The 12486-nt window shown below is 40.8% G+C and carries 11 protein-coding genes and 1 tRNA gene; 11 read left to right on the forward strand and 1 reads right to left on the reverse strand.

Annotation, left to right across the window (positions count from 1 at the left end; all coding sequences use genetic code 11):
- Nucleotides 1-7: 7 nt before the first annotated feature.
- Nucleotides 8-1030, reverse strand: a complete 1023-nt coding sequence (gene epmB, locus B3Q46_RS02375; RefSeq protein ID WP_286713189.1) for an EF-P beta-lysylation protein EpmB — start codon at nt 1028-1030, stop codon at nt 8-10.
- A 378-nt stretch (nt 1031-1408) separates the two neighbouring features.
- Here epmB and efp point away from each other — a divergent pair, with 378 nt between their 5' ends.
- The 11 genes from efp to B3Q46_RS02430 all read left to right on the forward strand — a co-directional run bounded on the left by efp (nt 1409) and on the right by B3Q46_RS02430 (nt 12365).
- Nucleotides 1409-1978, forward strand: a complete 570-nt coding sequence (efp, locus tag B3Q46_RS02380; protein ID WP_004782608.1) for an elongation factor P — start codon at nt 1409-1411, stop codon at nt 1976-1978.
- A gap of 170 nt (nt 1979-2148) precedes the next feature.
- The gene (locus B3Q46_RS02385; RefSeq protein ID WP_005235012.1) at nt 2149-4248 is read left to right on the forward strand and encodes a carbon starvation CstA family protein; all 2100 of its coding nucleotides are present in this window, start codon (nt 2149-2151) and stop codon (nt 4246-4248) included.
- Between the two features lie 10 nt (nt 4249-4258).
- Nucleotides 4259-4561, forward strand: coding sequence for a YbdD/YjiX family protein (locus B3Q46_RS02390; RefSeq protein ID WP_104426300.1), 303 nt, complete (start codon nt 4259-4261; stop codon nt 4559-4561).
- A gap of 381 nt (nt 4562-4942) precedes the next feature.
- On the forward strand, nt 4943-5893 hold the full coding sequence (locus B3Q46_RS02395) for an AAA family ATPase (protein WP_104427000.1): 951 nt from the start codon (nt 4943-4945) through the stop codon (nt 5891-5893).
- A 12-nt stretch (nt 5894-5905) separates the two neighbouring features.
- A complete protein-coding gene (locus B3Q46_RS02400) occupies nt 5906-6811 on the forward strand; it encodes a DUF58 domain-containing protein (RefSeq protein ID WP_104426299.1) in 906 nt (301 codons plus the stop codon).
- A gap of 11 nt (nt 6812-6822) precedes the next feature.
- Nucleotides 6823-8820, forward strand: coding sequence for a transglutaminaseTgpA domain-containing protein (locus tag B3Q46_RS02405; protein WP_104426298.1), 1998 nt, complete (start codon nt 6823-6825; stop codon nt 8818-8820).
- Nucleotides 8821-8867: 47 nt separating this feature from the next.
- Nucleotides 8868-8944: transfer RNA gene (locus tag B3Q46_RS02410), tRNA-Val, on the forward strand.
- Nucleotides 8945-9124: 180 nt separating this feature from the next.
- Nucleotides 9125-10324: a tyrosine-type recombinase/integrase gene (locus B3Q46_RS02415; protein ID WP_159123144.1), complete on the forward strand. Its 1200-nt coding sequence runs from the start codon at nt 9125-9127 to the stop codon at nt 10322-10324.
- A gap of 96 nt (nt 10325-10420) precedes the next feature.
- The gene (locus B3Q46_RS02420) at nt 10421-11602 is read left to right on the forward strand and encodes a tyrosine-type recombinase/integrase (RefSeq protein ID WP_286713197.1); all 1182 of its coding nucleotides are present in this window, start codon (nt 10421-10423) and stop codon (nt 11600-11602) included.
- A gap of 123 nt (nt 11603-11725) precedes the next feature.
- Entirely contained in the window at nt 11726-12019 is a 294-nt protein-coding gene (locus tag B3Q46_RS02425; RefSeq protein WP_286713194.1) for a helix-turn-helix transcriptional regulator, read from the forward strand.
- A 22-nt stretch (nt 12020-12041) separates the two neighbouring features.
- On the forward strand, nt 12042-12365 hold the full coding sequence (locus B3Q46_RS02430) for a hypothetical protein (protein WP_286421263.1): 324 nt from the start codon (nt 12042-12044) through the stop codon (nt 12363-12365).
- The last annotated feature ends 121 nt before the right edge of the window (nt 12366-12486 follow it).

Genomic DNA, 12486 nt, shown 5'->3' on the forward strand with positions numbered 1-12486 from the left:
TTATTATTTAACTCAAAAATGTTGAAACCCCAAAAAGCGGTGTCTTATTCTTCTCACCCGCTATTTCTCGAACTAGTTTAGGAACCAGATACCCCGGTAGGTTCGCTAAAACTTCTGTATAAATCTCATTGATGTGCTCAGCAGGTAAATCAAAATGATGCGCACCTCTTACTTTATCAAGTACATGTAAATAATAGGGCATCACGCCAGCATCAAACAAGCGATAGCTTAAATCAATCAAAACTTGAGCAGAATCATTAACCCCTTTTAATAAAACTGCCTGATTGAGTACCGTGATCTGATGCTGAACCAGCTGATTAAGCTGCTTACAGGTCAGGTCATCCAGCTCTGATGCATGGTTCGAGTGTACCACTAGAATAATACGTAGCCTACTGTTTTTTAACATGCTTAGTAGCTCTTCGTCGATCCGGTTTGGGATTACAATAGGAACTCGTGAATGTATTCTTAAAAATTTGAGATGTGGTACCGATTCTAGTCGTTCAATCCAGGTTTTTAATTTTCGGTTAGATAAGGTCAGTGGATCACCGCCACTCAGAATTACTTCATTAATATCTGGCTGGCTTTCCAGATATTGTTTGATATTAATCCAGTCCTCATTTTTAGGCAGGTTTTCCTGATAGGGAAAATGCCGGCGGAAACAGTAACGACAGTGAACTGCACAGGCGCCGGTTAAGGTCAGTAGAAAACGTGACTTATATTTATGTAGAACACCAGGTTGCTGGTTGGCCTGTTCTTCACCCAAGGGATCGGTGACAAATCCCGGATGATCTTCCAGTTCCAGATGATGCGGTAACACTTGTAATAAAAGTGGATCTAAAGGATTGCCTAGCTGCATTCTGGAAACAAAAGCTCGTGGCACACGTAATTTAAAGGCTTGAGAGGCCAGAAGAGCACCAGATAACAGCTGATCTGGGGAAAGCTGTAAAATCTGTAGTAGTTCCTGTGGATCGGTGATCAGGTCGCTCAGTTGCGATTGCCAATTTGCTTCTTGATATAAATACTGTGTCATGCCGGAAGATCAAAAAAAGATGAAGACGATAGCCAGAAGTGAGCAGTTTAGCAGTTTGTCTAGAGATGGGAATGTGAAAGCTGGCTAAAATTTCTCTAAACACGATCAGTTTGCTATGGTATGCAAAAGCATAGAGACTTTTATATGCTTGGAAGACTGGTTGTGCACCAGTATTGGAATAGCTGATGCTAAGTTAAGCAGTGTCAGCAAGTTAAAACCGATTTTTTCGTTGCGACTTGGTGTATTGCTCATTTAGAATACGCAACATTAAATGAATGTGCATGTGGCAACTCATGTTCGTGTCAGACTTGCTAAATGACATTGCAACAGCCCATAGCATCAATAGCTTAAAGTTAGTAAGTTTGGAGTGAGCCAATCATGGCCTATTATTCTACGAACGATTTCAAGTCTGGCCTGAAGGTTATGCTTGATGGTAACCCATGTTCAATCATGGAAAACGAATACGTTAAACCAGGTAAAGGCCAGGCGTTCAACCGCGTTAAATTACGTAACCTTCGCAGTGGTAAAGTTTTGGAAAAAACTTTTAAATCTGGTGATTCTCTAGAAGCTGCAGACATCGTAGAAGTAGAAATGGAATACTTGTACAACGATGGCGAAATGTGGAACTTCATGGATCCTGTAACTTTCGAACAGATCGCTGCTGATAAAACAGCAATGGGCGATGCTGCAAAATGGTTAAAAGACGATTCAAATGAAAAATGTACTATCATGTTGTGGAATGGCGTACCTTTAACAGTAAGCCCACCAAACTTTGTAGTATTAAAAATTGTTGAAACTGATCCGGGTGTTCGTGGCGATACTTCTGGCGGTGGCGGTAAACCAGCGAAACTTGAAACAGGTGCAGTAGTACGTGTTCCATTATTCGTTCAGCAAGAAGAAAGCGTTCGCGTAGACACCCGTACTGGTGACTATTTAGAACGTGCATAATGGTCGGAAAATAGACTATTATCAAAGGGGATGACTAAAATCGTCCCTTTTTTTATGCCAAAGTCTTAGAGGAATTCGAAAGGAACAAGCGTAAAGTCGCAAGGGAAAACAGCAGTACCTCGAATAAAAAAATCACGCTGATTTATATGCTTCACAAAATGAGGGATTGAATGGAAACTTTACAACAGAAGTCAACCATGACTTCGAAAATCATCTGGCTCCTGGTAGCCATAGTCGGGGCAGTCTCCTTCGGGATACTTGCACTCAGTCGTGGTGAGCATGTGAATGCAGTCTGGCTGGTACTGGCCGCAGCCTGTGTGTATAGCATCGCTTACCGTTTCTACAGTTTATTTATTGCCAATAAAGTTTTTGAACTGAACGCACGCCGTTTAACGCCTGCCCATCGTCTGGGTGATGGTCTGGATTATGTGCCGACCAATAAAAGTGTGTTATTCGGTCACCATTTTGCCGCGATTGCCGGTGCGGGTCCTTTAGTCGGTCCAATCCTTGCAGCACAGATGGGTTACTTGCCGGGCACGATCTGGCTACTGGTCGGTGTGGTACTGGCAGGTGCGGTACAGGACTTCCTGGTATTGTTTATTTCTACTCGTCGTGACGGCCGTTCACTGGGTGAAATGGCGAAACAGGAACTGGGTACCTTTGCCGGTATTATCGTGATGCTCGGTGCGCTGGGTGTGATGATCATCATCCTAGCAGTATTGGCGCTAGTCGTTGTTAAAGCACTGACCAACAGTCCATGGGGCGTATTCAGTATTGCCGCTACGATTCCGATCGCCATCTTCATGGGTATCTACATGCGATTTATCCGTCCGGGTAAAATTGCAGAAGTTTCGATCATTGGTTTCGTATTGATGATGCTTGGCATTATCTATGGTGAAAACGTTGCACAGCATCCCTACTGGGGACAGTTGTTCACTTTAACTGGTACTGAACTGACTTGGGCTTTGATCATTTATGGTTTTATTGCATCGGTATTGCCCGTCTGGTTATTACTTGCACCGCGTGACTATTTATCTACCTTCCTGAAAATTGGTGTGATTGCCGGTCTGGCGATTGGCATTCTGTTCGCGATGCCGGAAATGAAGTTGCCAGCGATTACCAAATTTGTCGATGGTACAGGCCCAGTATTTGCGGGTTCAATGTTCCCATTTCTGTTTATTACCATTGCTTGCGGTGCGATTTCTGGTTTCCACGCACTGGTTTCTTCAGGGACAACACCGAAACTGGTCAACAACGAACGCGATATCCGGATAATCGGCTATGGCGGTATGCTGATGGAATCCTTTGTAGCGATCATGGCTTTGATCTGTGCCGCGATTCTTGATCCAGGTGTGTACTTCGCGATTAACTCACCAGCAGCACTACTAGGTACAACCGTAGATACTGCGGCTGAAGCAGTACGTAATCTTGGTTTTGTGGTAACACCTGAAGCACTGACATTGCTGGCACAGGAAGTAGGTGAAAATTCGATTCTGTCACGTACGGGTGGTGCACCAACTTTCGCGATTGGTATGGCGCATATCATTACCGAAATCTTTAACAGTCGTGAAATGATGGCCTTCTGGTATCACTTTGCAATTCTGTTTGAAGCTTTATTCATTCTGACCGCAGTAGATGCGGGTACTCGTGCTTGTCGCTTCATGGTTCAGGACACAGTTGGTATCGTGATTCCTGCGGTAAAACAATCTCATAACTTCTTCGGTAATATGCTGGGTACAGCCGTTGCTGTTGCGGGTTGGGGCTTCTTCGTTTATCAAGGTGTCGTTGATCCATTAGGCGGTATTAACAGCTTATGGCCACTGTTCGGTATTGGTAACCAGATTCTGGCTGCAATGGCATTGATTCTGGGTACAGTCATCCTGTTCAAGATGAAGAAAGAGAAATATGTGTGGGTAACCATTGTTCCAACCGTATTCCTGTTTATTACTTCAATGACGGCCGGCTGGCAGAAGATTTTCCATGAAAATCCGAAAATCGGTTTCTTGGCACAGGCAGAGCGTTTCAATACGGCAATTGCGAATAATGAAATTCTGGCACCAGCGAAAACCCTGGCTGAAATGCAGACTGTTGCAATGTCGAACCAGATCAACGCAGCACTTTGTGGCTTCTTTATGATTGTGGCGTTTGTAATGCTATTTGCTGCAATTGGCGTAATCCGTCGAGCCCTGGCGAGCCCGGTACCAACCGTAAATGAAGCAGAAGCAGTATATGGCGATCCTGAAGAAATTCAGCCTGCAAAAGGACATTAAGGAGCAGCGCATGAACTTGAAGTTTGCTAAAGGTGGAAAAGCGGTTATCTATAAAATCATCAAGATGACCGTGATGTCACAAAAAGACCTGATCCTGAACCCGAAAAACTGGTCACGGATTGCGACGTTGTGGCAGCGTTTACAGCAGAGTTTCCGCCTGATGGTGGGTGTGCCTGATTATCAGACCTATCTGGCGCATATGAAAAAGCACCATCCTGATCTGGAAGCGATGGACCCTAAAACATTTTATCGTCACTGTGTAGATTCGCGTTATCCATCTGCCGGTGGAGAGATGAAGAAGTGTCCATGCTAATGCATGAATAAAATGAGCGCCTTTCGGGGCGCTTTTTTATGGGAAAATTTTAGGATTCAAACAAGATATAACAAAATCATGATCTATTTTGACATTGGGAATTTAAATTTTTAAAAGTCTTTACCTTTTAGGTATAAGTTCAGATCTCAAAGATTTTTAATAGCTTGTTATTTCTAATAAATATGCCAATCAAAATGCAACTTATCTAAACTTTAATCTTAAAGCTTCAATTAGTTCTTATAGCAAATCTAATCATGTAAAATTCCCAATTTATTCTGTAGAAATAAAGCCGGCAGATGACTGATCTTTGGGGAATTTTAAAAAACAGTGTATGTTAATCCTACAGCATGTTTTATTAGGGAAAATATTGTGATCTGGGGCATGAAACAAAAAGAAAAGCTGGATATTGCGCACGATAATGATGAGCTTGAACAGAAGCTGGCTGATTATGCACCCAAGATTCAAAAATTTTTCGAAGAAATTAATGCGATTGTTCTGGATAAACATGCACAGACCAGATTAGCACTATGCTGCCTGATTGCAGGCGGGCATGTTTTGTTTGAAGATTTACCTGGTTTGGGCAAGACAACATTGGCAAGCAGCCTAGCCCATCTCGCAGGACTGAAATTTCAGCGGATCCAGTTTACCAATGACATGCTGGCTAGTGATGTGATTGGTATCAATATGTTTAACCAGAAAGAACATCAGTTCGAGTTTAAGCAGGGCCCTATTTTTACCCAGATTTTGCTGGCAGATGAAATTAACCGTTCCAGTCCCAAAACTCAGAGTGCCTTGCTGGAAGCGATGGAAGAAGGCTATGCCACTGTTGATGGGATACGTTATGCATTGCCTAAGCCATTTTGGGTAATCGCAACCCAAAACCCGTTATTTCAAAGTGGCACTTACGCCTTGCCAGAATCTCAGCTAGACCGTTTTTTAATGCGCCTATCTTTGGGTTATCCATCACGTCATGCTGAGAAAATGCTATTACAGCAAGAATCCCGGTTTGCTTTGATCGCCAGCTTGGCACATGTATTTACTGAAAATGAAGTGCTGGAATTACAGCAGTTGACCCAGCAGATTTTTATCAGTGAAGCGGTTCAGGAATATATGCTGGATCTAGCAGAAGAAACTCGCAAGAAACGCCAAGGCTTATCAACACGAGGTTTACTGGCGCTTAAACGTGCAGCACAAGCCAATGCCATCATTCAGCAACGTAGCTTTGTAACTCCAGACGATGTGCAAGCCGTTTTTGTGGCAGTCGCCGCCCATCGTCTGGGACTGAGCGATGCAGAAACATTAAATGTGATGCAACAGGTTGCAGTCAGTTAAAGGAGTCCGCTCTTGGATAAAACCTGGCAAAACTGGCTGGCGAAACGCTTTCAATTTTCACAGCAAAAACGACTTTCCCAAAAGGATGTACTGGTCTTTATTTATCAGCAGGGTTATCTATATCTGGTTCTGATTTTTATCACCTTTATTGCTGGCGTGAATTATGCCAATAACCTGATCTTAGGTTTCTGCTTTCTGATCAGTGCAGTGCTATGTGTCAGCTTCTATCTGACCTTTAAACAGTTGCATGATCTGGATATTGAAATGGTTGCTGAAGACGTCGGACAGGTGGGTCATGCACTCAATTTGCATTTTTATTTTCAGCAAGCCACAGCCCGGCCGCGTTATCTGTATATTAAGGCCGGCAATCAGCTAGAGAAAGTTTATCTGACTGAACAAAAGCAGCATTGGGTGCTGCCTTTTTATGCGGAACGTCGCGGTAAATTTGAGTATCCGGTGATTCAGATCTATTCGGTTTATCCTTTTGGCCTGGTTCGAGCCTGGACCTATCTTTATCATCATCAGTTTGCCTGGGTGGCACCCAAAGCCCAAAATAACACTTCGGAAAACAAGATTTATCAAAATAGCTTTGAGCCAGATATGGATGAGTTCCGTGAATTACGAAATTATCAATCTGGAGACTCATTGCAGGCGGTTTCCTGGAAACAGTTTGCACGTGGGCAAGGCTTATATGTCAAAGTCTTTGAACAGTATCAGGATGAACATAGCATTGAGATTCATTATGAACATATGCCTAGCCAGTCGCATGAGGAGAAACTGGGCTTGATGATGGGACTGATTGAGCAATGTGAGCAGCAGCAATGTGCATATGCGTTACATTTACCACAGGTAGAATTGCCGCAGGGAGCAGGTGAAGAACAGTTACGTAAGGCTAAACAATTATTGGCTCAGGCATAACGGGTGAATCTATGATTGATGGAAAAATCCGAATTTCGATCGTCTTGACCCTAGGCTTGATCATCCTTGCACAAGTAGCTTTCATCCCGGTGCTGCTCAGCATTATCTTTGTCATTAGCCTACTGTGTATCTGGATTTTTCTTAAACGGCAAAAGCCATTTCCTAAAATAGGGACTTTTCTACTCACTGGTTTGGCATTAGGCAGTATTTATCTCAGCCACCAAAGTTTTATTGGAGTGGAGGCAGGAGTTGCAGTTCTTTCCACTTTTTTATTTGCCAAATCACTGGAAACGAAAAACCGGCGGGATCTGATTATCCTGTTTAATTTTGCGCTTTTTGTTGCGGCCAGTTCATTTCTATATAGCCAGTCTTTTGGTATGGCTGTTGTGATTATTCTATGCTTATTGAGCTGTCTAATTGGTTTATACCGGATTCAGACCAGTGAGTTTCAGCAGAGTCAGCAATCACCACGTATAGCCTTGCAGCAAGATGCCAAATATGTCGGCAGCTTTGTGCTTTATGCTCTGCCGTTTTTTATTTTGTTATTCATCTTCTTTCCGCGTTTGCCACCGCTTTGGCATATCCCGATTCCAGAAAATAAAGGCGTGACCGGGATCAGTGACAGTATGTCACCGGGAGATATTGCTGAATTATCTCAATCTAATGCTTTGGCTTTCCGGATTATTGGTGATGTTAGTAAACTGCCGCCACGTTCAGAATTGTATTGGCGGGCATTAGTTTTAGATGAGTATGATGGACAGCGCTGGACCAGTAGCTTTATTAATCAGCAGCCTTTAATCCGTCAGCCTGGAGAAGTTGTTCCAGTATCCCCATCAGGGTGGAATTACCAATATCTGGCTGCTGATCCTTCTGTGTTCTGGGTGATGGGGCTGGAAAAATCGATGCCTTTGGAACGCCGTTATTATAATCGTCAGGATTGGAGTATCGTACCAAGGCGTTTGACCCAAAAGGTAGAACCGATTCATCTGCAATGGCTAGGTAGTCAAAATACTGAAAGTATTTTACCGGAGCAATTTGTTCAGCGACTGAATACCCAGACTCAAGTCCATTTGGATACTCAGGCACAACAGTTGGCACAGCGTTTATATCTACAAAGTGGGGAGGATCCGCGACGTTATATCCGAACAGTCTTGAACTGGTACCAGCAAAATCATTTTGTATATACCCTGAAACCAGGTGTACTCGGCAAAAACCGGATTGATGAATTTCTGTTTAAATCCCGGCAGGGTTTTTGTGAACACTATGCTTCTAGTTTTGTCATGCTGATGCGATATGTGGGAATTCCGGCACGTGTGGTCACAGGTTATCAAGGTGGACAATTGGCACCCGATGGGAAAAGTTGGGAGGTTCGTCAGTTGGATGCTCATGCCTGGACAGAAGTCTGGATTGACCAAAGATGGCAGCGTTTTGATCCTACCGCAATGGTAGCCCCGCAACGTATTGATGATGGGATGCAAAATTTAATCTCGCAAGATGAGCGAGTATGGGCAAGTAATTCTGGTTGGACATCACAGCGTAATGTATGGCTGACCAAACTAAGAGTCTGGAGTGATTATGCAAGTTACCAATGGCAAAGTAAGGTCGTGGGCTATAATGCTGAATCTCAACAAGGCTGGTTAGCGAAGTTAGGTCTAAGTTCAGTTTATTCCAGTGTGATCATTCTCATATCCGGTATTGGCATACTCATATTGCTTTATATTCTAAAAATCTACCTTAAAGCTCGACAATTACAGTCACCCTTTGATTACTCCATTCAGCAATTTAATCAGACTTTAAAAAAAGATTTAGAAAGACAACCTGCAGAGACTTTTCACCAATGGATGTTAAGGCTATCTCAGCAAGTTCAGGATAAAGATCAGTCTGTATTTTTTGAAGCAATCAGACTATTTGAAAAATCAATTTATTCTGGTAGGGAATTCTCAGACCAAGATCTGAAACAATTCAAAGATTTGCTTAAAACTTGTACGTATATATTGAAAATTAAATGAAAAGGCTTGTCTTAGGATCGAAAAATTTATAATATGCCAAGCATTGTAGGTGTATAGCTCAGTTGGTTAGAGCGCTACGTTGACATCGTAGAGGTCTCCAGTTCGAGTCTGGATATACCTACCATAATTCGATTATAGATGTATTTATATGTACATATATGGTCACTAAAAGCTCCTAAATTCAATAATTTAGGAGCTTTTTTTATATTCTATGTATTTATATGGATCTATATAGTACAGCCCTATTTGTATCACCACGTGTATCACGGTTTAATAATCGAACTCGTGATACAAGGTATGATGCATGCTACGGAAAGATATAAAGAAACGACCACTCAGTGAAAAAACTTTAGCTTCTTTAGAGCCTGAAGAAAAAGATTACCGTGAACTTGACGGCGCTGGCTTATATTTTTTAGTCAAGAAACATGGGACAAAATCTTGGCAGTACCGTTATAAAAATACTGAAGGCAAATGGGCATGGATTGGTATTGGTGCATATCCTAATGTGAGTGCAAAACTTGCTCGTCAAAAAGTACAAGAATTTAATTTAGCCATATCTAGAGGTGAAGCTTTAAAATCAAAAAAAGTATTGGTTGAAGAACGTAAAGAGTTGGAAAGTCTTTATTTTAAAAATCTAATGGATGATTGGTTGGATACAAAATCAAGTAAGTGGGGGGATGCGACATTTATCAAAGCTAAGAAATCGATTTATAAACATCTGATCCCCGTTTTTGGTAAACATAATTACAGGCAAATCAAGCCGAAAGAATGGTTCGATTTTTTCCAAAGTCTACAACGTAATTTAGGCATTCATACACAAACTGAGAAACTGGTATCCTATGTGCGTGGTTGTTATGACTGGGCAAAATTTCAGGGCAAGATAGATTCAAATCCGATTGAAGGCATGAGCAAGCATCTAGATGATCATGTGTCAGGGAATATGGATTTTGTAAGCATTGAAGAAGTCCCCACTTTGTTGAAGAAAATTCGTAGTAATAGAAAGCGCGCAATCGGTATTGGTCTTGAATTACTGATTATGCTCTTTCCTCGTCCAGGTGAACTGAGAAATGCAAAATGGGAACATTTTGAGTTTAAGAAAGCTTTATGGACCAAACCTGCAGAAATGACTAAGACCCGTCAGGAACATCAAGTGCCTTTACCTAAGCAAGCTATTACCTTACTTAAAGAATTAAAAGCGATTCAGCCCGAATCAGAGTTTCTGTTTCCGAGTCGTTTATCGGTCAATAAGACGATTAGTGATATGACCTTTAATTTGGCTTTGAAGCGTTTGGGTTATCAAGGCAAGCAGGATCCTCATGGATTTAGGCATCTTGCAAGTACCATTTTGAATGACACATTCAGTAAGAAAGAGCAAGTGATAGAAGTGTGCCTGGCGCATAAGAAAAAGGGCGTAAAGGGTATCTATGATAAATCACAGCATTTAGATGAGCGCCGTGAACTGATGCAGTGGTGGGCCGACTATTTAACTAAAATCGCTCTATAAAAAGTAAACCTTTTTCTTGAACTTTGATGAAAAACTCTCTGAACGAATCGAGTGCTGTGATCAACTGATATCAACATGTTTTTATTAAAAGTTGTAATGAAACGCACTGATTTAAAGAAAAAAGGTTACTTAGCAGATACAGTACTTACTGCACTAGAAGTAGAAATGAAAGATTATCGTCTATGGGATAGTCCAAATTTATATTTTTTAGTAAAGGCGAATGGCAGTAAAAGTTGGCAGTTCAGATATAAGAATGAAATTGGAATATGGACTTGGAAAGGACTAGGTCAATATCCGAAAGTGAAGTCTAGCCAAGCTCGAAAAATTACACGTACCTTCTTAAATGAAATAGAAGAAGGTACATTTTTCAAAAATAGAGAAGAGGAAGCCCAAACATATTCTCTGACGACATTAATGGAAGGTTGGCTCAATACAAAGCTCATAAACTGGGACAAAAATACCTATCAAAAAGCAAAGGCATCTATTCAAAAACATATTTACAGCAACTTTGGTCAGCATGATTTTAGATATATCACAGCTAAAGAATGGTTTGATTTTTTTCAAAATCTGCAGCGAGATGTTGGAATCAAAAGCCAAGTAGAAAAACTATTTTACTATGTTAAGGATGCTTACGATTGGGCGGAGGTAAGTCATAAATTTAAAGAAAATCCAGTTAAAAATTTAAAAAAACGTTTAGATAAATATAAGGGTAATAATTTAAAGTTTGTTGAAATTGGTGAATTACCTAAACTATTAGAAAGTATAAGATCATATCCAACTAAATCAGTCGCGATAGGGCTTGAGCTGATGGTGCTTTTATTCCCACGACCAGGCGAATTACGGTTAACAATGTGGGAACATTTTGATTTAGAAAAGAAAATTTGGATCAAACCTCCAGAGATTACAAAAACTAAAAAAATACATAAAGTGCCGTTATCTGAGCAAGCGGTAAAGCTTATCTATCGGCTAAAGCAAATTCAGCGAGAATCGGATTATTTGTTTCCAGGAAGAAATTCACGAATGCAACCACTTTCAGATGGGACATTTAATAAAGCCTTAAAGTCTTTAGGTTACGACAATAAACAACATCCACATGGTTTTCGACATCTTGCCTCTACTGCGCTTAACGAAGCTTTTAGTAGTAAATCACAAGTGATTGAAAAAGCCTTGTCGCATGTCAAACAAGGAACTAAGGCTGTATATGATAAAGCAGAACACTTTGAAGAAAGATCCGATCTCATGCAGTGGTGGGCTGACTATGTGTATTCACTTAGCTGATTTCTTAATATAAAGATTTAAGAGTCACCTTAAGGTGACTTTTTTTTCCAGTTTTATCTCAAAATAATTTTCAATTTTTGGTCTTTGCTACGCTCTACTTAATGTCTTTATTTGAGATTAAAAATGGGTTTTGTGATTAATAGAAATGAATCTGAATTAACTGAAAACATTGAACAATCTGAAGTATTCAGCATTGTTCAGATAAAGCCTTTCTTATTGAGTTACAACACTGTATGTAAGCTTCTAGGTATAGAAAGAAACGCATTGCGAAATTTAATGAAGAAAGATGACAGCTTCCCAGAACCCTTGAAAATGGGGCAATCTCGTCAAGCAGCTGTCTATTTTGATCGGGAAGAAATTGAAGCCTGGTATCAAGGGTTTAAAGAAAGATGCCGAGGTCAAAATGAGAAAATTTAAGAAGTTAAAGAGGATTCTAGAAGTGGCCAAAAAAAATGGTAAATGTCAGATAAGTAAACAATACGCTGTAGTCACCAAAATGTATCAGCCATATATCAATATGACCGTTAATCAAATTGATATTGATGACATATTAGAAAATAAGAATAAAAAGCCAGTCATATTACAAGAGGGCTTTTGGATTGAGGATAAGAAGGGGACATATCTCTTTTGTGGCTATACGGCGTTGTGTATGTACATGCATCTCAGATACGTCGGAATAGATGAAATCGTAAAACAGTTATACGGCAATAAAGCATTAATTGACGACGAACAATACGAGCTACAGACGATGAAATACTGCTAAAAATTAATTATGGGTTTTAGCTAAAAAATGGAAATATTAGAGCCTGTTGAACATTCATAATTTGAGCCAGATATAAGCACAAGCAAGAGCGACCGTATTTTCATAACTCTGCTTGAGCTTA

The organism is Acinetobacter sp. UBA2581, assembly GCF_002339435.1.
GTDB lineage: Bacteria > Pseudomonadota > Gammaproteobacteria > Pseudomonadales > Moraxellaceae > Acinetobacter > Acinetobacter variabilis.